Source organism: Streptomyces sp. NPDC057002 (assembly GCF_042673825.1).
GTDB lineage: Bacteria > Actinomycetota > Actinomycetes > Streptomycetales > Streptomycetaceae > Streptomyces.
Window position 1 is genome coordinate 218,249 of the sequence record NZ_JBHURZ010000006.1, and the last position, 20,238, is coordinate 238,486.

At 71.5% G+C, this 20,238-nt stretch carries 18 protein-coding genes; 14 read left to right on the forward strand and 4 right to left on the reverse strand.

Features of this window, described 5'->3' with window-relative positions; all coding sequences use genetic code 11:
• The first annotated feature begins 8 nt into the window (after positions 1 to 8).
• Both ACFT32_RS29235 and ACFT32_RS29240 read left to right on the forward strand, forming a co-directional pair.
• Positions 9 to 821, forward strand: coding sequence for a class I SAM-dependent methyltransferase (locus tag ACFT32_RS29235; RefSeq protein ID WP_382495241.1), 813 nt, complete (start codon positions 9 to 11; stop codon positions 819 to 821).
• 33 nt (positions 822 to 854) lie between these two features.
• Positions 855 to 1,313 carry a pyridoxamine 5'-phosphate oxidase family protein gene (locus tag ACFT32_RS29240; RefSeq protein WP_382495244.1) on the forward strand — a complete coding sequence of 153 codons (459 nt, stop codon included), beginning with the start codon at positions 855 to 857 and terminating at the stop codon, positions 1,311 to 1,313.
• A gap of 23 nt (positions 1,314 to 1,336) precedes the next feature.
• On the opposite strand, the gene ACFT32_RS29245 is transcribed toward ACFT32_RS29240, so the two are convergent.
• Complete coding sequence (locus tag ACFT32_RS29245; RefSeq protein ID WP_382495247.1) at positions 1,337 to 2,218, reverse strand: hypothetical protein; 882 nt, start codon at positions 2,216 to 2,218, stop codon at positions 1,337 to 1,339.
• A gap of 209 nt (positions 2,219 to 2,427) precedes the next feature.
• Here ACFT32_RS29245 and ACFT32_RS29250 point away from each other — a divergent pair, with 209 nt between their 5' ends.
• Genes ACFT32_RS29250 through ACFT32_RS29285 form a run of 8 tightly spaced genes read left to right on the forward strand, consistent with a single transcriptional unit; the run spans position 2,428 to position 12,507 of the window.
• Positions 2,428 to 3,246: a TIGR03084 family metal-binding protein gene (locus ACFT32_RS29250; RefSeq protein ID WP_382495250.1), complete on the forward strand. Its 819-nt coding sequence runs from the start codon at positions 2,428 to 2,430 to the stop codon at positions 3,244 to 3,246.
• Positions 3,243 to 4,910, forward strand: coding sequence for an acyclic terpene utilization AtuA family protein (locus ACFT32_RS29255; protein WP_382495253.1), 1,668 nt, complete (start codon positions 3,243 to 3,245; stop codon positions 4,908 to 4,910). Before ACFT32_RS29250 ends, ACFT32_RS29255 begins: the two co-directional genes overlap by 4 nt.
• Positions 4,907 to 6,505: an acyl-CoA carboxylase subunit beta gene (locus tag ACFT32_RS29260; protein ID WP_382495256.1), complete on the forward strand. Its 1,599-nt coding sequence runs from the start codon at positions 4,907 to 4,909 to the stop codon at positions 6,503 to 6,505. Before ACFT32_RS29255 ends, ACFT32_RS29260 begins: the two co-directional genes overlap by 4 nt.
• 35 nt (positions 6,506 to 6,540) lie before the next feature.
• Positions 6,541 to 8,391, forward strand: a complete 1,851-nt coding sequence (locus ACFT32_RS29265; RefSeq protein WP_382495258.1) for an acetyl/propionyl/methylcrotonyl-CoA carboxylase subunit alpha — start codon at positions 6,541 to 6,543, stop codon at positions 8,389 to 8,391.
• Positions 8,392 to 8,447: 56 nt separating this feature from the next.
• Positions 8,448 to 9,575: an acyl-CoA dehydrogenase family protein gene (locus tag ACFT32_RS29270; protein WP_382495260.1), complete on the forward strand. Its 1,128-nt coding sequence runs from the start codon at positions 8,448 to 8,450 to the stop codon at positions 9,573 to 9,575.
• 33 nt (positions 9,576 to 9,608) lie between these two features.
• Entirely contained in the window at positions 9,609 to 11,177 is a 1,569-nt protein-coding gene (locus tag ACFT32_RS29275) for a 4-coumarate--CoA ligase family protein (protein WP_382495262.1), read from the forward strand.
• Positions 11,174 to 11,908, forward strand: a complete 735-nt coding sequence (locus ACFT32_RS29280; RefSeq protein ID WP_382495264.1) for an enoyl-CoA hydratase family protein — start codon at positions 11,174 to 11,176, stop codon at positions 11,906 to 11,908. Before ACFT32_RS29275 ends, ACFT32_RS29280 begins: the two co-directional genes overlap by 4 nt.
• Positions 11,896 to 12,507, forward strand: a complete 612-nt coding sequence (locus ACFT32_RS29285) for a TetR/AcrR family transcriptional regulator (protein ID WP_382495266.1) — start codon at positions 11,896 to 11,898, stop codon at positions 12,505 to 12,507. The genes ACFT32_RS29280 and ACFT32_RS29285 overlap by 13 nt, the downstream gene beginning before the upstream one ends.
• A gap of 4 nt (positions 12,508 to 12,511) precedes the next feature.
• Here the strand turns inward: ACFT32_RS29285 and pdxH are convergent, their stop codons facing one another.
• Positions 12,512 to 13,180 carry a pyridoxamine 5'-phosphate oxidase gene (gene pdxH / locus ACFT32_RS29290; RefSeq protein WP_382495268.1) on the reverse strand — a complete coding sequence of 223 codons (669 nt, stop codon included), beginning with the start codon at positions 13,178 to 13,180 and terminating at the stop codon, positions 12,512 to 12,514.
• A gap of 284 nt (positions 13,181 to 13,464) precedes the next feature.
• On the opposite strand from pdxH, the gene ACFT32_RS29295 reads away from it, so the two are divergent.
• Positions 13,465 to 14,565 (forward strand): citrate synthase 2, encoded by a 1,101-nt coding sequence (locus tag ACFT32_RS29295; RefSeq protein ID WP_382495269.1) that lies wholly within the window; start codon positions 13,465 to 13,467, stop codon positions 14,563 to 14,565.
• A gap of 69 nt (positions 14,566 to 14,634) precedes the next feature.
• Here the strand turns inward: ACFT32_RS29295 and ACFT32_RS29300 are convergent, their stop codons facing one another.
• On the reverse strand, positions 14,635 to 15,108 hold the full coding sequence (locus ACFT32_RS29300) for a diadenosine tetraphosphate hydrolase (protein ID WP_382495271.1): 474 nt from the start codon (positions 15,106 to 15,108) through the stop codon (positions 14,635 to 14,637).
• 406 nt (positions 15,109 to 15,514) lie between these two features.
• Here ACFT32_RS29300 and ACFT32_RS29305 point away from each other — a divergent pair, with 406 nt between their 5' ends.
• Positions 15,515 to 16,966, forward strand: a complete 1,452-nt coding sequence (locus ACFT32_RS29305; RefSeq protein ID WP_382495273.1) for a PAS domain-containing protein — start codon at positions 15,515 to 15,517, stop codon at positions 16,964 to 16,966.
• A gap of 24 nt (positions 16,967 to 16,990) precedes the next feature.
• On the opposite strand, the gene ACFT32_RS29310 is transcribed toward ACFT32_RS29305, so the two are convergent.
• The gene (locus ACFT32_RS29310) at positions 16,991 to 17,746 is read right to left on the reverse strand and encodes an SIS domain-containing protein (RefSeq protein ID WP_382495275.1); all 756 of its coding nucleotides are present in this window, start codon (positions 17,744 to 17,746) and stop codon (positions 16,991 to 16,993) included.
• A 281-nt stretch (positions 17,747 to 18,027) separates the two neighbouring features.
• Between ACFT32_RS29310 and ACFT32_RS29315 the strand changes: the two genes are divergently transcribed.
• Both ACFT32_RS29315 and ACFT32_RS29320 read left to right on the forward strand, forming a co-directional pair.
• Entirely contained in the window at positions 18,028 to 18,720 is a 693-nt protein-coding gene (locus ACFT32_RS29315) for a metal-dependent transcriptional regulator (protein ID WP_215120741.1), read from the forward strand.
• A gap of 536 nt (positions 18,721 to 19,256) precedes the next feature.
• The gene (locus ACFT32_RS29320) at positions 19,257 to 20,219 is read left to right on the forward strand and encodes an alpha/beta fold hydrolase (RefSeq protein ID WP_382495277.1); all 963 of its coding nucleotides are present in this window, start codon (positions 19,257 to 19,259) and stop codon (positions 20,217 to 20,219) included.
• Positions 20,220 to 20,238 lie beyond the last annotated feature (19 nt).

Sequence of the window (20,238 nt, forward strand, 5' to 3'; positions counted from 1 at the left end):
ATGCCCGCATGACGAGCCCTGAGACAGCCCCGGAGATCGTGAGGTTCTACACGGAGACCATCGACGAGGCTGACCGGCTCACTTCGACAGCCGACGGCCGCCTGGAGATGGTACGCACGCAGGAACTGCTGCGCCGGCACCTCCCCTCCCCGCCGGCACGGATCCTCGACATCGGAGGCGGCCCGGGTGCCCATGCCCGGTGGCTCGTCAAGGACGGCTACGGAATCCATCTGATCGACCCGATCCCCAGGCACGTCGAACAGGCGGAGCTGACCGGCGCCACCGTCGAACTCGGAGACGCCCGCCGGCTCACGGCCGAGGATGCCTCGTACGACGTCGTGCTCCTGCTCGGCCCCCTCTACCACCTGCTCGAACGCGCAGACCGCGACCAGGCGCTGGCCGAGGCTCACCGCGTTCTCAAGCCCGGCGGCCTGCTCGCGGCGGCCGGTATCAACCGCTACTCGTCGTTGTTCGAGCACGCCGCCTTCGCGCACCTCCACAAGCAGCCCCTGCGGCAGAGCATCGCAGGCATCCTGGCCACGCAGATCCATGACGGGAAGAAGGCCTTCACCGCTGCCTACTTCCACAGTGGCGAGCAGTTGCGTGACGAGGTGGCCGCAGCCGGTTTCGACGGCGCCGAGGTGTACGGCATCGAAGGCCCGGCCTGGTCCATGCTCGCGGCGGCCGAGCGCAACACCGGCCAGTCGTTCGGCGATACGGCTCTGTTCGAGTCGGCGTTGACGGCGGCACGCATGGCCGAGCCCTATCCGGAGCTGCTGGCAGCGAGTTCCCACCTGCTCGCGATCGGGCGCCGTCCCTGAAATATCCGCGCCGGCACCACAGTTGACCCGTCCATGACTCAACGCCCCGGCCCCCGCCCCCTGTCCGACGAAGCCCTCTCCGACCTCCTCGGCAAGCAGCAGTTCGGCACGCTCGCCAGTGTCAAGCGTGATGGCCGTCCCCATCTGACGACCATGGTCTACAGCTGGGACCCCGAGGCTCGGATCGTGCGGTTCTCGACGACGGCCGAGCGCGTCAAGGTCAAGCATCTGAGACGCGACCCGCGGGCGGCACTGCATGTGCAGGGCGGTGACGTGTGGTCGTTCGCCGTCGCTGAGGGCGAGGCCGAGGTCTCCGAGGCCACGACGGTTCCCGGTGACGCGGTCGGGCGGGAACTGCTCGGGATGATCCCGCAGGGCGCGAGGCCGGAGGACGAAGACGCGTTTCTGGAGGAGTTGGTCGCCGAGCGCCGGGTGGTCGTCCGGCTGAGGGTGGACCGGCTGTACGGGACCGCGCTGGACATCGACGGCTAGACCGGCCCGGCCCCCGAGCCGCTTCAGCGCACCAGGATCCCGCCCACGGCGATCCCGTACCGCACCCGCAGCCGACGCAGCTCCCACAACCCGACCGCCGTCACGGACACCGGGGCCCCGAGCAGGAACATCACCCGCACCGGCCCCGGCACGCCCGCGTACGCCCCCGTGAACACGTCGATCAGGGTCATCTCCCACACCAGCGTCATCGCGAGCAGCGCCGGCATGGTCTGGTGGATGTCGGCGGTGCGGAACACGTGGATCAGGGCGAGGCCGATGCCCCAGACGATGAACGGCAGCACCCACACCATGATGAACACCACGGTCGACCAAGTGATCACGGTCATCACCGGGTTGGTGGCGAACTTCCCCTCGATGAAGCCGGTGAGCATGGACGCCGGGAAGACGAAGACCGCCGCCACGAGGGCCACGATCGCGCCGAAGGACCGCGCCGCCCGGCGCAGCAGATCCCGGCGGGCCGACGGGGCGGTCAGGGCCAGCAGGATGCCGACGGCGACCGGGAGCGTCACCGACAGCACCAGGACGCTGATCCACGACTGGTTGAAACGGTCGCTCGCGACGTCCTCTGCGGACTTGGTGATTTTGTAGGTCACCGACACCCACACCACCGCGCCGAGTCCCACGAGCGTGCGGATCTTCTGCATCCGCGCGATGAACGCGTCCTCGACGAGATCCGGCCGGGACGGCTTGAAGACCCGGCGTGCGGTGTTGATGGGCCCGATCCGCCGCCGCAGCCGGGTGAGGGGGCCGGGCGGTGGTGCCTGCGGTGGCATCGGGTGGGGGGTGTGGGGTGGTGTGTAGGGGTGGGGGATGTGGGGCGGATGGCCACCCTGGGGCGGGTATCCGGCGCCCGGCGGCTGCCCGCCCGGATTCCAGTTGCTCATTCTGGTTTCTCCCCCGAAGTCCGACCAATGGAACGAGCGCGACTGGGAGTGTATTGATCGCGCCGCCGAAGAGCACGCTTTCAGCCATCGCACATTTTCATGCAAGCATGCTTGATTGTTTCTGACCCCACTGCCATGCTCCTCAGCACGCCGCACCACGCCGCACCACCCCGCACCACCCGCACACCGCCGTGGCCCAGGGAGCGCCCGTGTCCGATCCGACGTCCGTGATCGACGACCTGCGCGAGGAGAGCGAGGAACTCGACCGCCTCGTGGCCGGATCGAGCGCGCCGCACTGGGCGCTCGCCACCCCCGCCCCCGGCTGGACCGTCGCCCACCAGATCGCCCACCTCGCCTGGACCGACCGCTCGGCCCTGCTCGCCGTCACCGACGCCGACGGCTTCCGTGCCCTGGTCGAGAAGGCCCTCACCGCACCGGACTCCTTCGTCGACGAGGGCGCAGAGGAGGGCGCCGCGCTCCCGCCCGCCGAACTGCTCGCACGCTGGCGTGAGGGCCGTACGGCACTGGAGGAGGCGCTGCGGGCCGCCCCGCCCAAGGCGCGCTTCCCCTGGTACGGCCCACCCATGTCGGCCGCATCCATGGCGACGGCCCGTCTTATGGAGACCTGGGCCCATGGCCAGGACGTGGCCGAGGCCCTGGGCGTGGTGCGCCCACCCACCGACCGACTGAGGCATGTGGCCTGGCTCGGGGTGCGCACCCGGGACTTCGCCTACAGCGTGCACGGGCTGACTCCGCCGGCCGACCCCTTCCGCATCGAACTGCGCGCACCCTCCGGCGGCTTGTGGGCGTACGGCCCCGAGGACGCCGCGCAACGCGTCACCGGCCCCGCCCTCGACTTCTGCCTCCTGGTCACCCAGCGCGCCCACCGCGCCGACCTCGCGCTGCGCGCCGAAGGCCCCGACGCCGGCCGCTGGCTGGACCTCGCGCAGGCCTTCGCCGGGCCGCCGGGCAGCGGACGCCCGCCGAAGGGGGCCGCCCAGAGGCCTTCGCAGGAGACCACCCCATGACCCTGCGCATCGGCAACGCCTCCGGCTTCTACGGCGACCGCTTCGACGCCCTGCGCGAGATGCTCACCGGCGGCGAACTGGACGTCCTCACCGGTGACTACCTCGCCGAACTGACGATGCTGATCCTCGGCCGCGACCGGCTGAAGGACCCGGGCGCCGGATACGCCCGGACGTTCCTGCGGCAGTTGGAGGACTGCCTGGGCATCGCCCACGAGCGGGGCGTCCGGATCGTCACCAACGCCGGCGGGCTCAACCCGGCCGGACTCGCCGACGACGTACGGCACTTGGCCGACCGGCTCGGCATCCCCGTACGCGTCGCACACGTCGAGGGCGACGACCTGACCGCCGCCCACCCCGGCAGCCTCGCCGCCCACGCCTACCTCGGCGGGTTCGGTATCGCGGCGTGTCTGCGGGAGGGCGCGGACATCGTCGTCACCGGGCGGGTGACGGACGCGGCCCTCGTCACCGGGCCCGCCGCAGCCCACTTCGGGTGGAGGGAAACGGACTACGACCGGCTCGCGGGGGCCGTCGTCGCCGGGCACGTCCTGGAGTGCGGGGCGCAGGCCACCGGCGGCAACTACGCCTTCTTCCGGGACGGCGACGTCCGACGCCCCGGCTTCCCGCTCGCCGAGCTGCACGAGGACGGCAGCTGCGTCATCACCAAGCACCCCGGCACCGGCGGCTTCGTCGACGTCGGCACGGTCACCGCCCAGTTGCTGTACGAGACGGCCGGCGCCCGGTACGCGGGGCCCGATGTCACCACCCGCCTGGACACCGTACGGCTAGGCCAGGACGGGCCCGACCGGGTGCGGATCGACGGCGTGCGCGGAGAGGCGCCCCCGCCCACCCTCAAGGTCGGGCTCAACAAGCTCGGCGGCTTCCGCAACGAGGTCGTCTTCGTGCTCACCGGCCTCGACATCGAGGCCAAGGCCGCCCTGGTGCGGGAGCAACTGGAACCCGCCCTCGGCAAGGCCGCCGACGTGCGCTGGGAGCTGGCCCGCACCGACCGGCCCGACGCGAGCACAGAGGAGACGGCGAGCGCGTTGCTGCGGCTCGTCGTACGGGACCCGGACCAGGGCGTCGTCGGGCGGGCGTTGAGCGGGGCGGCCGTGGAGCTGGCCCTGGCCAGTTACCCCGGCTTCCATGTGCTGGCACCACCGGGGAAGGGCTCGCCTTATGGGGTCTTCGAGGATGTGTACGTCCCCCATGGTGGAGTGGACCATGTGGCGGTCCTCCATGACGGGCGTCGAGTCCCCGTGCCACCGGCCCACGACACCGCCGTACTCGACGCCGTACCGGAGCCGCCCCTGCCCGAGCCGCCGCCCCCCGGCCCCACCCGGCACGCCCCCCTAGGCCTCGTCGCGGGCGCCCGCAGCGGTGACAAGGGCGGCAACGCCAACGTCGGTGTGTGGGCCCGCACGGACGACGCCTGGCGGTGGCTCGCACACGAGCTGACGGCCGACAGATTCCAGCAGTTGATTCCCGAGAGTCGCGGGCTGACAGTCACCCGGCACCTGCTGCCCCGGCTCCGCGCCCTCAACTTCGTCGTCGAGGGCATCCTCGGCGCGGGGGTCGCCGCCCAGCACCGCTTCGACCCGCAGGCCAAGGCCCTCGGCGAATGGCTGCGCTCCCGCCACCTGGACATACCGGAGGCCCTGCTGTGACCGTCCTGACCTCCGCGCTCGATCCCAAGAGCCCCGACTACCGGGACAACCGCGAGGCGATGCTCGCCAAGCTGGACGAGCTGACCGCCGAGCACGCCAAGGCCCTCGCGGGCGGCGGCGAGAAGTACGTGGCGCGGCACCGCAAACGCGGCAAACTCCTCGCCCGCGAGCGCATCGAGCTGCTCCTCGACCCGGACACGCCCTTCCTGGAGCTGTCCCCGCTGGCCGCCTGGGGCAGCGACTACACCGTCGGCGCCTCCCTCGTCACCGGCATCGGTGTCGTCGAGGGAGTGGAGTGCCTGATCACCGCCAACGACCCGACCGTGCGCGGCGGAGCGAGCAACCCCTGGTCGCTGAAGAAGGCCCTGCGCGCGAACGACATCGCCCTCGCCAACCGGCTGCCCTGCATCAGCCTGGTGGAGTCCGGGGGCGCCGATCTGCCGTCCCAGAAAGAGATCTTCATCCCGGGCGGCGCGATCTTCCGGGACCTGACACGGCTTTCGGCGGCCGGCATCCCGACCGTCGCCGTCGTCTTCGGCAACTCCACCGCCGGCGGCGCCTACATCCCCGGCATGTCCGACCACGTGATCATGGTCAAGGAGCGGGCGAAGGTGTTCCTCGGCGGCCCGCCGCTGGTGAAGATGGCCACGGGCGAGGAGAGCGACGACGAGTCCCTGGGCGGCGCCGAGATGCACGCGCGCGTGTCCGGCCTCGCCGATTACTTCGCCGTCGACGAGCCCGACGCGCTCCGCCAGGCCCGGCGCGTGGTCGCCCGCCTCAACCACCGGAAGGCGTACGAGGATCCGGGCCCGGCCGAGCCCCCCAAGTACTCCGCCGACGAACTCCTCGGCATCGTCCCCGGCGACCTGAAGAGCCCCTTCGACCCGCGCGAGGTCATCGCCCGTATCGTCGACGCCTCCGACTTCGACGAGTTCAAGCCGCTCTACGGCACGAGCCTGACCACCGGCTGGGCCACGCTCCACGGCTACCCGGTCGGCATTCTCGCCAACGCCCAAGGGGTCCTCTTCAGCGAGGAGTCCCAGAAGGCCGCCCAGTTCATCCAGCTCGCCAACCAGCGCGACATCCCGCTGCTCTTCCTGCACAACACCACCGGCTACATGGTCGGCAAGGAGTACGAGCAGGGCGGCATCATCAAGCACGGCGCGATGATGATCAACGCCGTCAGCAACAGCCGCGTCCCCCATCTGTCCGTCCTGCTGGGCGCCTCCTACGGCGCCGGCCACTACGGCATGTGCGGACGGGCCTACGACCCCCGCTTCCTCTTCGCCTGGCCCAGCGCCAAGTCGGCCGTCATGGGCCCCCAGCAGCTCGCGGGCGTCCTCTCCATCGTCGCCCGGCAGTCGGCGGCGGCGAAGGGGCAGCCCTACGACGAGGAGGCCGACGCGGCATTGCGCACCATGGTGGAGCAGCAGATCGAGTCCGAGTCGCTGCCGATGTTCCTGTCCGGGCGGCTGTACGACGACGGTGTCATCGACCCGCGCGACACCCGCACCGTCCTCGGCCTGTGCCTGTCCGCCCTGCACACCGCCCCCTACGAGGGCGCGCGCGGCGGCTTCGGCGTCTTCCGGATGTGAGGGGACCAGTGACCGATACCGTGAGGGACCCTTCCGTGATCACTTCTCTGCTGGTCGCCAACCGGGGCGAGATCGCCTGCCGTGTCTTCCGCACCTGCCGCGAGCTGGGCATCCGCACCATCGCCGTCCACTCGGACGCGGACGAGGGCGCCCTCCACGCGCGCGTGGCCGACGCGAGCGTACGACTTCCGGGGGAGGCGCCCGCCGACACCTACCTGCGCGGCGACCTCATCGTGAAGGCCGCCGTCGCGGCCGGAGCGGACGCCGTGCACCCCGGATACGGCTTCCTCTCCGAGAACGCCGACTTCGCCCGGGCCGTCCAGGACGCGGGCCTGATCTGGATCGGCCCGCCCCCCGAGGCCATCGAGGCCATGGCGTCCAAGACCCGCGCCAAGCAGCTCATGGGCATCCAGCCCCTCTCCCACGTCACCGAAGCCGACCTGCCCGTGCTGGTGAAGGCGGCGGCGGGCGGCGGCGGACGCGGCATGCGCGTCGTACGGCACCTGGCGGACCTGGACGCCGAACTGGCCTCCGCACGCGCCGAAGCCGCGAGCGCGTTCGGAGACGGCGAGGTCTTCGTCGAGCCGTACGTGGAGAACGGCCGCCATGTCGAGGTCCAGATCCTCGCCGACACCCACGGCACGGTCCTGCCGCTCGGCACCCGCGACTGCTCCCTCCAGCGCCGCCACCAGAAGGTCGTCGAGGAGGCCCCGGCGCCCGGACTCCCCGAGGAACTCCAGGAGGAGCTGAGCACCCTCGCCGTACGGGCCGCCCGGGCCGTCGACTACGTGGGCGCCGGCACGGTCGAGTTCCTCGTGGCCGACGGCCGAGCCCACTTCCTGGAGATGAACACCCGCCTCCAGGTCGAACACCCCGTGACGGAGGCCGTGTTCGGCCTCGACCTGGTCGCCGAACAGCTCCGCGTCGCCGAAGGCCACCCCCTGGACAACGACCCTCCGCGCGCGCGTGGCCACGCCGTCGAGGCCCGCCTGTACGCCGAGGACCCGTCCCGCGACTGGGCCCCGCAGACCGGCCGGCTGCACCGTCTGTCCGTACCGGAGGGCGTCCGCCTGGACACCGGCTACACCGACGGCGACGACATCGGCGTCCACTACGACCCCATGCTCGCCAAGGTCGTGGCACACGCCCCCACGCGCGCGGAGGCCCTCCGCAAGCTCGCCTCCGCCCTGGAACGGGTGGTGATCCACGGCCCCGTCACCAACCGCGACCTCCTGGTCCGCTCCCTGCGCCACCCCGAGTTCACCGCGGCCCGCATGGACACCGGCTTCTACGACCGCCACCTGCCGGAACTGACCACCCCCGCCACCGACCCCCACGCCCCGCTCGCCGCAGCCCTCGCCGACGCCCACACCGGCTCCCGCTCCCGCTTCGGCGGCTGGCGCAACGTGCCTTCACAGCCGCAGGTCAAGCGTTATGCGATGGCGGGGGAGGAGCACGAGGTCCACTACCGGTACACGAGGCAGGGCCTGGAGGCGGAGGGGGTGCGGGTGGTGCACGCCGACTCGGGTCTGGTCGTACTCGAAGTGGCCGGAGTGCAGCGCCGGTTCACCGTGACGCGCTACGACGACCACTTCTACGTCAACAACACGGCCCTGACGGCCCTGCCCCGCTTCCCCGACCCGACCGCCCAGCACGCCCCGGGCTCCCTCCTCGCTCCCATGCCGGGCACGGTCGTCCGAGTCGCCGACGGACTGACAGTGGGAACAGCCGTAAAGGCCGGAGATCCCCTCCTGTGGCTGGAGGCGATGAAGATGCAGCACAAGATCACGGCCCCGGCCACGGGAACCCTGAGCGCCCTGCACGCCGTACCCGGACAACAGGTAGAGCCGGGCGCACTACTGGCGGTGGTGACAGAAGCCTCTTAGGGGCGCGGGGAACTGCGCGACAAGCCACGTACGGCCCGCACCCGAAAGGACTCCTCATGGACACCGAAGACCACAAGTCCCTACGAGAAGCAGTCTCCGCCCTGGGCAAACGCCACGGCCGAGGATCCGACCCCACACAACTCTGGTCAGAAGCAGGCAAACTCGGCTACCTGGGCGTCAACCTCCCCGAGGCCTACGGAGGAGGCGGCGGCGGCATCACCGAACTCTCCCTGGTCCTCGAAGAACTCGGCGCCGCAGGCTGCCCCCTCCTCATGATGGTCGTCTCACCAGCCATCTGCGGCACAGTCATCGCCCGCTTCGGCACAGCCGCCCAGAAACAAACGTGGCTCCCCGCCCTCGCAGACGGCTCCCGCCTCATGGCCTTCGGCATCACCGAACCCGACGCCGGCTCCAACAGCCACCGCATCACCACCACCGCCCGCCGCGACCAGGACACCGGAGACTGGATCCTCACCGGCCGCAAGGTGTTCATCTCCGGCGTGGACATCGCGGACGCGACCCTCATCGTCGGCCGCACCGAAGACGCCCGCACCGGCAGTCTCAAGCCCTGCCTGTTCATCGTCCCGCGCGACACCCCCGGGTTCGGCCGCCGCCCCATCGACATGGAACTCAACGCCGCCGAGAAGCAGTTCGAGCTGACCCTCGACGACGTACGGCTGCCCGCCGACGCCCTCGTCGGCGACGAGGACGCGGGCCTGCTGCAACTCTTCGCCGGTCTCAACCCCGAGCGCATCATGACGGCCGCCTTCGCGATCGGCATGGGCCGCTACGCGCTCGCCCGAGCCATCGAGTACGCCCGCGACCGACAGGTCTGGAAGACCCCCATCGGCGCCCACCAGGCCATCGCCCACCCCCTGGCCCAGGCGCACATCGACCTCGAACTCGCCCGCCTGATGATGCAGAAGGCCGCCCAGCTGTACGACGCGGGCGACGACACGGGCGCCGGAGAGGCCGCCAACATGGCCAAGTACGCGGCCGGGGAGGCCTGTGTGAAGGCCGTGGACCAGGCCGTGCACACCCTCGGCGGCAACGGCCTCACCCGCGAGTACGGCCTGGCGCAGCTGATAACGGCCGCGCGCGTGGCTCGTATCGCACCGGTGAGCCGGGAGATGATTCTCAACTACGTCTCCCACCAGACCCTGGGCCTGCCCAAGTCGTACTGAGACGGCCGGAGACGGCCCGCGCGAGGAGGAACCATGTTCCGCAGCGAGTACGCAGACGTCCCGCCCGTCGACCTGCCCATCCACGAGGCGGTCCTCGCCCGGGCCACGGAGTTCGGCGGCACCCCGGCACTGATCGACGGCACCGACGGCACCACCCTCTCCTACGAGCAGGTCGACCGCTTCCACCGGCGCGTCGCCGCCGGGCTCGCCGAGGCCGGGGTGCGCAAGGGCGACGTCCTCGCCCTGCACAGCCCCAACACCATCGCCTTCCCCACCGCCTTCTACGCCGCCACCCGCGCGGGCGCCACCGTCACCACCGTGCACCCGCTCGCCACCGCCCAGGAGTTCGCCAAGCAGCTGACGGACTCGGCGGCCCGCTGGATCGTCACCGTCTCACCGCTGCTCGGCGTCGCCCGCCGGGCCGCCGAACTCGCCGGCGGCGTACGAGAGATCTTCGTGTGCGACAGCGCCACCGGCCACCGGTCCCTGATCGACATGCTGGCCTCCGCCGCCCCCGAGCCGGTGATCGACATCGACCCCGCCGAGGACGTGGCGGCCCTCCCGTACTCCTCCGGGACCACCGGCACACCCAAGGGCGTGCTGCTCACCCACCGGCAGATCGCCACCAACCTCGCCCAGCTCGACGGGGCGATACCCGCGGGCCCCGGCGACCGCATCCTCGCCGTCCTGCCGTTCTTCCACATCTACGGCCTCACGGCCCTGATGAACGCGCCCCTCAGAAAGGGCGCCACCGTCGTCGTCCTGCCCCGCTTCGACCTGGAACAGTTCCTCGCGGCCGTCCAGAACCACCGCATCACCGGCCTCTACGTGGCCCCGCCCATCGTCCTGGCCCTCGCCAAGCACCCGGCCGTCGCCCAGTACGACCTGTCGTCCCTGAAGTACATCCTCAGCGCCGCCGCACCCCTGGACGCCCGCCTCGCCGCCGCCTGCTCCCAGCGGCTCGGCCTGCCGCCCGTCGGCCAGGCCTACGGCATGACGGAACTGTCGCCCGGCACCCACGTCGTCCCCCTGGACGCGATGCGCGACGCACCGCCCGGAACCGTCGGCAAGCTCATCGCCGGCACCGAGATGCGCATCGTCTCCCTGGACGACCCGGACTCGGACCTGCCCGCCGGCGAGTCCGGCGAGATCCTCATCCGCGGCCCCCAGGTCATGAAGGGCTACCTCGACCGCCCCGACGCCACCGCCGCGATGATCGACCCCGACGGCTGGCTGCACACCGGAGACGTCGGCCACGTGGACGACGACGGCTGGCTCTTCGTCGTCGACCGCGTCAAGGAACTCATCAAGTACAAGGGCTTCCAGGTGGCCCCCGCCGAACTGGAGGCCCTCCTCCTCACCCACCCGGGCATCGCCGACGCCGCCGTCATCGGCAGATACAACGACGACGGCAACGAGGTCCCGCACGCGTACGTGGTCCGCCAGCCGGACGCCGCCGGCCTCTCGGAGGCGGAGGTCATGATGTTCGTCGCCGAACGCGTCGCCCCCTACAAGCGGATCCGGCACGTCACCTTCATCGTCGGCGTCCCCCGCGCGGCCTCCGGCAAGATCCTCCGCCGACAGCTCAGGGAGCGCACATGAGCCTGGTCATTCGTACACGCGCGCGAGCCGTGGAAACCCTGTCCCTCGACTCACCGCACAACCGCAACGCCCTGTCGGCGGCCCTGGTCGCCGAAATGGCCGACGCCCTCACCGACGCCGGCAAGGACACCGGCGTCCGCGCGATCGTCCTCACCCACACCGGCAACACCTTCAGCGCCGGAGCCGACCTCAAGGACCCCCCGCCCCCGGACGCACTCGTCGCCCTGCTGCGACAGATCATCGAACTGCCCAAGCCGGTCGTCGCCCGCGTCACCGGCCACGTCCGCGCGGGCGGCCTCGGCCTGCTGGCCGCCTGCGACATCGCCGCCGCCTCCACCGAGGCCACCTTCGCCTTCACGGAGGTCCGCATCGGCGTCGCCCCCGCGGTCATCTCCCTGCCGCTGCTCCCGCGCACCGACCCGCGCGCCCTGGCCCGCTACTACCTCACCGGCGAACGCTTCGACACGGCGGAGGCACAGCGCACAGGCCTGCTCACCACACACGCCGACGACGTCGACGGGGCCCTCGCCCCCATCCTGGACGGCCTGCGCAAATCCGCCCCCGACGCCCTGGCCGAGACGAAACGGCTGCTCACGGCTAGGGTGCTGGAAGCCTTCGACCGGGACGCGGCCGACCTGACCGCACTCTCGGCCCGGCTGTTCTCCTCCCCGCAGGCCCGCGAGGGGATGACGGCCTTCCTCGAACGACGGGATGCGGCATGGGTGGTGTGAGCACGGCCGACCGTGCGGAGAGAGTCCCCAAGCAGGACCGCAGCCGGGCCACCCGGCAGCGGCTCCTGGAAGCCGCCGTGGCCTGCCTCGCGGAACACGGCTGGGCCGGCTCCACCGTCTCCGTCGTCGCCGAACGCGCCGGCGTCTCCCGCGGCGCCGCGCAGCACCACTTCCCGACCCGCGAGGACCTCTTCACCGCGGCCGTCGAGTACGTCGCCGAGGAACGCTCGACGGCCCTGCGCGCCCTCTTTCCCGAGGGCGCGTCCGGAGACCGCCACGCGGTCGTCGCCGCCCTCGTCGACCTCTACACCGGCCCCCTCTTCCGAGCCGCCCTCCACCTCTGGGTCGCCGCCTCCAACGAGGACCAGCTCCGCCCCCGCGTCACCGAACTCGAATCCCGCGTAGGCCGCGAGACCCACCGCATAGCGGTCGACCTCCTCGCCGCCGACGAATCCCTCCCCGGCGTCCGCGAAACGGTCCAGGGCCTCCTCGACATGGCCCGAGGCCTCGGCCTCGCCAACCTCCTCACCGACGACACCGCCCGCCGGGAACGGGTGGTGGAGCAGTGGGCGGGACTGCTGGAGGAGACGCTGGGCTGAGGGGTCAGGGACTGAGCCGCTCCACCCGCCAGCTCCCGTCCGCCTGCTCCACGTACCGCAACCGGTCGTGCAGCCGGTTCTCCCGGCCCTGCCAGAACTCCACCGCCTGCGGGGCCACCCGGAAACCGCCCCAGTTCGGCGGTACGGGAACCTGCTCGCCCTCCGGATAGCGGGCGGCCAGCTCGGCGTACGAGCGGTCGAGGTCGGCACGGGTGGAGATCACGGAGGACTGGGCGCTGGCCCACGCGCCCAGCTGTGAGCCGTGCGGCCGGGTCCGGAAGTACGCCGCCGTCTCGTCCCGGCCGGTGCGCCGCGCGACACCGGTGACGAGGACCTGCCGGGCCATCGGATGCCAGGGGAAGAGCAGCGAGACGTACGGGTTCTCCGCCAGGTCGCGGGCCTTGCGGGAGTCGTAGTTCGTGTAGAAGACGAAGCCCTGCTCGTCGAAGTGCTTCAGCAGAACGGTACGGGCGCTGACCCGCCCCTCGGCGTCGGCCGTCGAGACGACCATGGCGTTCGGCTCGAACAGCCCGCCGTCGGTCGCGGCCTGCTTGAACCAGCGCGCGAACTGCTCGACGGGGGTGGCGGCCAGCTCGGTCTCGGAGAGCCCCTCGGCCCGGTACTGCTTGCGCATCGAGGCCAGATCGAAGGGGACGGCGTCGCGGTCGGTCACCCGGTCATCTTGCCGTATGGACGGTGTCCTTCGTCACTGAGTGGCACTGAGTGCCGTGAACCCTCCCCAACGGTGGCACTCGGGGATATCGTTCTGATGCCGTTCGGGTTGGGTGACCGCCAGCCGCACGGGGCATCACAGGGGAGACCGGCCAGGACCGCGAGTCGCCGCGACGACCGTGGATCCACCGGACGGCCGCCCGCTTCGCAAGCTGACTGACACATGGTTCACACGTCTCACCCCACCAGACACCATCTGTCACTTACATCACGAGGAGCCGCCTGATGTCCGACTTCGTACCCGGGCTCGAGGGAGTAGTCGCGTTCGAGACGGAGATCGCCGAACCGGATAAGGAGGGCGGCGCACTCCGGTACCGGGGCGTCGACATCGAGGACCTCGTCGGCCATGTCTCCTTCGGCAACGTCTGGGGCCTGCTCGTCGACGGCGCCTTCAATCCCGGCCTGCCGCCCGCCGAGCCGTTCCCCATCCCCGTCCACTCCGGTGACATCCGCGTCGACGTCCAGTCGGCCCTGGCCATGCTGGCCCCGGTCTGGGGCCTCAAGCCGCTCCTCGACATCGACGAGCAGCAGGCCCGCGCCGACCTGGCCCGCGCCGCCGTCATGGCCCTCTCCTACGTCGCCCAGTCGGCCCGCGGCCAGGGCCTGCCCATGGTCCCGCAGCGTGAGATCGACAAGGCGCAGTCCGTCGTAGAACGCTTCATGATCCGCTGGCGCGGTGAGCCGGACCCCAAGCACGTGGCGGCGGTGGACGCGTACTGGACGAGCGCGGCCGAGCACGGCATGAACGCGTCCACGTTCACGGCCCGTGTGATCGCCTCGACGGGCGCGGACGTCGCGGCCGCGCTCTCCGGCGCGGTGGGCGCGATGTCCGGCCCGCTGCACGGCGGCGCCCCCTCCCGCGTCCTCGGCATGATCGAGGAGATCGAGCGCACGGGCGACGCCGAGGCCTATGTGAAACAGGCCCTCGACAACGGCGAGCGCCTCATGGGCTTCGGGCACCGCGTCTACCGAGCCGAGGACCCCCGTGCCCGAGTCCTGCGCCGCACCGCTCGCGAACTGGGCGCCCCCCGCTTCGAGGTCGCCGAGGCCCTGGAGAAGGCGGCCCTCGCGGAACTCCACGCCCGCCGCCCCGACCGCGTCCTCGCGACGAACGTCGAGTTCTGGGCGGCCATCGTCCTGGACTTCGCCGAGGTCCCGGCGCACATGTTCACGTCCATGTTCACCTGCGCCCGCACGGCCGGCTGGTCCGCCCACATCCTCGAGCAGAAGCGCACGGGCCGCCTGGTCCGCCCCTCGGCCCGCTACGTCGGCCCGGGCACCCGCGACCCCCGCGAGATCGAGGGCTACGGGGATATCGCCCACTGAGCCCGTCACATCGACGGCCATCGCCCGGAGCCGAGCGCTCCGCGTGATGGCCGTTCGCCGTTCCGGCGTCTACTCTCCGAGCCGGTCCAGCTCTTCTCCGATCGCCTCCCGCAGCGGGGCATGCCTCGCCCCGAGCACATACCGCTCCTCGCTCCACCTCTCCCGCGGATAGAGCCACACGGGCAGCCGTACGAGATCCTCGGGCTCCCAGTCGTACCGCGGCCACACATGCGCGTGCAGAAACCCGTCGGCATTCCCGAGGATCTCCAGATTGACCCGCCGAAACCCCGACTCCACCCGCCGACAGGCCCGCTCGACGGCCTCCCCCAGCCGGTCCATGTCGGCCAGAAACGCCAGCCGCCTGCCCCGCGGCAGCTCGGACAGCCTCTGCACCCCGGGATCATCGGTCAGCAGCACCGAGTAGCCGGGCAGAAACTGCACGTCCCCGATCGCCGCGAACCCGGCGTCCAGCCTCCGCAGCACGGCCGGATTCGTACCCCGCAGCGCACTGCCGACCCGGTCCTCGCGCCATTCGCCTTCCACGACCACCCCCGAAAACGCAGACGACCCGCGAGCCTGGTCCTCCTCAAGGAGGGCCGGCCGGACGTACCGGCGGCTCGCGGGTCGGGTGACTGCTGGAGATTGGGCCGGCTGCGCGTTTCGCTCACGCGCTGGTCCGGCACCGCACTGTGTGTGGTGTCGGGCCGCTAGCCCGCAGCCACCTCACGCGTCCGGTTCTCATACATCTGCCGAACCACCTCCTCTCTCGTGTACCTGGAACCCTAAGAAACCGATCGGCCTCGGATCAACCGTTTTTCTGAGACCTTGACGCGGGGCCGCGCCGGAGGAGGCTGGGTGTTCGTTCGCGGATGACGTGGGGAATGCCCTCGTACAACGATTCTTTCAATGTTGTGGGAACCCGGTGTGCGCTGGGTCACGTTCCAGTTGAATGATTGCAAGTAGCGAACCGACGTGCGGTACGTGCGGACGCAGCCTGCAGGGGGTCCAGGTGAGTGCTTCCCGGCGTAGTGGGACCACCGACGAGCTGGGGCCAGACGAGCCCGAGCGGGACGGTTCGGATCTGCTTGCCGCGTTGCTGGACGGGATGGACGCGGCACTGTGTGCCTTCGACGCCGACGGTGTCCTGACGCACTGGAACCGTGAGGCCGAGCGGATTCTCGGATGGAGCGCGGACGAGGCGGTGGGGCGGCGGGGCCTGGCCGGGTGGGCCGTGCGCAGCGCGGACGCCGAGGAGGTCGAGAGCCGGCTGCTGTCCGCGATGCACGCCCCGGGCCGGCAGGTGAACGAGTTCGCGTTGCTGACGAAGGACGGCGGGCGGGTGCTCGTACGGACCCAGTCGGCGGCCGTGCGCGGGCCCGACGGAAAGCCGGCGGGTGTGTACTGCGCCTTCAGCGAGGTGCACGCGCAGATCGATCTGGAGCGGTCGATCGCGTTGAGCGAGGCGCTGTTCGAGGACGCCAGCTGGGGCGTCGTACTCGTGGATGTCGACCTGCGGCCGGCCGTGGTGAACGCACACGCGGCCAAGGCGCTGGGCACGGGTCGTACGTCGGTGCTCGGCCGCCCGCTCGGGGATCTGCTGTCGCAGGGCGTGGAGGAGCTGGAGAGCGCGCTGCAGCATGTGCTGGCGGAGGGTGCGCCGCCCGCGCCCGCCGAGGTGTGGGTGGGTGTGCGCATGCCGGAGGGGGAGCGGCGGCGGTGCTGGCGCAGCGGCTTCGTGCGGCTGGCCTCGCCGCTCGCGGAGGAGCCGGTTCCGCTGGGTGTGGGGTGGCTGTTCCAGGATGTGACGGAGGCCAAGCAGAGCGAGCAGGAGGCGTCGCTGCTGAGGTTCCGTACGCAGCAGCTGTACCGGGCCTCGCGGGCCGCGGCCGAGTGTGAGGACCCCGCGGAGGCGGCGACGGTCCACCTGGACTTCGCCCTGGCCGGGTTCGCCGACCACGCGTTGATCGACCGGGTGGCGGGCGGTGCGCTCGTCGATGCGCAGACCGAGGGGCCGGTACGGCTGGTGCGGGTCGCCGCGACGCCGTCCGGCGCCCCGGGGCCGAGCAAGCTCTCCGGCCAGGCGGGCCTGCCCGCGCGGTACGCGGAGGGGCATCCGGCTCTGCAGTGTGTGGAGCGGGTCGGCGCGCTGCGGGCGAGTGCGGGGGCCGCGGCGCCGGAGGAGGCGCGGCTGTGGGCAGAGGCCCGGCAGTGGCCGTCGGACGCGGTGCACGCCTTGTGCGCGGTGTTGCGCAGCCGGGGGCGGACGCTGGGTGTGGTGACGTTTCTGCGGGGGGCGGGGCGCAGCGCGTTCGAGCGGTCCGACGCGATGTACGCGGAGGATGTGGCGGTGCGGATCGCGGCGTCGCTGGATCTCGCGGGGTTGTCCGACGAGCGGCTGTGAGCCGGTGCGTGTCCCGCCGTCGTCTCAGTGCCGGTAGAAGATCCGGTCCCGGTACTGCTCCATGACGCGGCCGTTCCAGTCGTGCCCGCCGTCGACGTTCCCGGAGCGCAGGAGCGGGGGTTCCAGGCCGCGGTCGGCGAGGGTGGCGGCCGTGGTGGCCATGACGGCCTGGAGGAGGGCCGAGGTGACGACGGTGGAGGCGGGGGCGAAGGGGGCCGGGACGTTGTCGAGGGTGAGTTCGGCGTCGCCGACCGCGATCTTCGAGTCGAGGACGAGGTCGCAGTGGTCCTTCAGGTACGTCCCGGAGCTGTGCCTGGACCTGGTCTCGGTGGCGTAGGCGACGGAGGTGACGCCGATGACCCGTACGCCCCGGGCTTGGGCGTGCATGGCCATTTCCACGGGGAGGGCGTTGCGTCCCGACAGGGAGATGATCAGCAGGGCGTCGCCCGCGCGCAGCGGGGAGCTGTCCAGGACGGCGCTCGCGAGGCCGTCGACGCGTTCCAGGGCGGAGCCGAGCGGTGCGGGCCTGACGTCGACGCCGACGACGCCCGGCACGGCGAGCAGGTTCATGAGGGCGAGGCCGCCGGCGCGGTAGACGAGGTCCTGGGCGGCGAGGGAGGAGTGCCCGGCGCCGAAGGCGAAGAGGCGGCCTCCGCTCTCGACGGTGTCGGCGAGGAGCGTGCCGGCGGCCGTGACGCTGTCGGCCTCCTCGTCGCGGACCCGCCGCAGCAGGTCGATCGCGGCGTCGAGGAACTGGCCGGCCGGCGCGCGGTCGCTCATACGGGGTCCCTTCAGGATGGCCTCGGTGGGCGTGTGTCGCGCATCACGGTGCGGTCTGGACCAGTGTGGTGTCAATACGGTCGTGGCGGCCGGGGCAAGGGTGCTCGGCGGGGCTCCGGGGCCCGTGAAGGGGAACTCCGTACCCTTCCGCCGGGCCCCGCAATCCCCTGGTTTCCCTCCGGCGGCACGGTTGTCGGTGGTATCCGGCAGAATTGGGTGCAGGGCCAGCGCACGCGCCGGTGAGCCGTCCAGCCTCCGGCAGATCTCATCGAGGGGCACGTATGTCCGGACTGATCGACACCACGGAGATGTATCTCCGCACCATCCTCGAGCTGGAGGAAGAGGGTGTGGTCCCCATGCGCGCCCGTATCGCCGAGCGGCTGGACCAGAGCGGGCCGACCGTCAGCCAGACCGTGGCGCGGATGGAGCGCGACGGTCTGGTGTCCGTCGCCAGCGACCGGCACCTGGAGCTCACCGACGAGGGCCGCCGTCTCGCCACGCGTGTGATGCGCAAGCACCGGCTCGCCGAGTGTCTGCTCGTCGACGTGATCGGGCTGGAGTGGGAGCAGGTCCACGCCGAGGCGTGCCGCTGGGAGCACGTGATGAGCGAGGCCGTGGAGCGCCGTGTGCTGGAGCTGCTGCGGCACCCGACGGAGTCGCCGTACGGCAATCCGATCCCGGGTCTGGAGGAGCTCGGCGAGAAGGACGGCGCCGACCCGTTCCTGGACGAGGGGATGGTGTCGCTGGCCACTCTGGACCCGGGCGCCGAGGGCAAGACGGTCGTGGTGCGCCGGATCGGCGAGCCGATCCAGACGGACGCGCAGCTGATGTACACGCTGCGGCGGGCGGGCGTGCAGCCCGGCTCGGTGGTCAGTGTGACCGAGTCGGCGGGCGGTGTGCTGGTGGGCAGCGGGGGCGAGGCTGCCGAACTGGAGTCGGAGGTCGCCTCCCACGTGTTCGTCGCCAAGCCCTGAGCCCGGCCGGGGCGGCCGCGCCGGTGGTGTTGGCGTGATCCCGCCGTATCCGGGATTCAGTCCGTGGAATGGCAGCGCTCGTCCGCTTCCCGTGCGACGCTGTCGCGTGAGGCATATGACCTGAGGGCTCTTGGCCGTGGCTCGACAGCGATGTCGCCCGGCCGGGGAGGGGGCGGGAGGATGTGCCGTGGAGATGTGGAGGGCCCCGGCGCCTTGTGGCGCCGGGGCCTGTCCTCCCCTGTGCTGACCCGGAGCCCCGAGCTCTCAGGGTCATTCCCCTCGGACCGGTTTCCCCGAGCGGTCCGCCTCCCGCTGAAGATCTCCCCTCGGCAGCGGCTATCAATCCCTGAGGATGGTCACTCGAACGAGGGGTGTTGCCCGCGAGAACGGCATTCTCGAATGGGCATTCGATAGTGTGCGGGTGACGCACGGCACAGCACGGCACAGCAACAAGGCGCAGCAGGCAGAACACGGTTCACAGGACCGAACGGCCGGAGACGACCACGGTCCGCGCGAAGCTTGGGGGGTGCCAGGACATGGCGCGACGCATCGACGTGACCGGGACGGGCGGCGTACGCCTCGCGGCCTGGGAGTTCGGAGACCCGCCCAAGACCGACCCGGCGCACGACCCGCACGACTCCCAGAACCCGCATGACCCGCAGCACCCGCATGACCCGCGGCGCTCGCTCGACCCGCAGCGCACGCCCGGCGCGGGGACCGCGCCGAACGGCTCCCCGGGTGTGCTGTTACTGCACGGCCTCATGGGCCGCGCCTCGCACTGGGCGTCCACCGCCCGCTGGCTCTCCGGCCGGTACCGCGCCGTCGCTCTCGACCAGCGCGGCCACGGCCGCAGCGAGAAGCCCCCGCAGGGAGCCTTCTCCCGTGACGCCTACGTCGACGACGTCGAGGCCGCTCTGGAACAGCTCGGGCTCGACCCGGTCGTCCTCATCGGCCACGCCATGGGCGCCCTGACCGCCTGGCAGCTCGCCGCCAAGCGCCCGGACCTGGTCCGTGGGCTGATCATCTGCGATATGCGGGCCTCCGCGCTCGGCGCGGCCTCGCAGCGCGAGTGGGACCAGTGGTTCCGGTCCTGGCCGCTGCCCTTCGCCACGCTCGCCGACGTCCGCAAGTGGTTCGGCGAGGACGACCCCTGGGTGGAGCGGCCCAACCCGGCCCGCGGCGCGTTCTACGCCGAGGTGATGGCCGAGTCCCCGGACGGCTGGCGCCCCGTCTTCGAACCGGAACAGATGCTCCGTTCCCGCGAGACCTGGGTGTACGACGCGCACTGGGAGGAGCTGACCCAGGTCCGGTGCCCAGCCCTGGTCGTGCGAGGCCTCGACGGCGAGCTGGGCCGCGCCGAGGCCCAGGAGATGGTCCGCGTGCTGCCCCGCGGCCAGTACGCGGAGGTCGCCGACGCCGGCCACCTGGTGCACTACGACCAGCCGGAGGCCTGGCGCGCGGCGATCGAGCCGTTCCTGGACGCCCTCAGCGCGAACTGAGACGGACAGGTCATCCCGA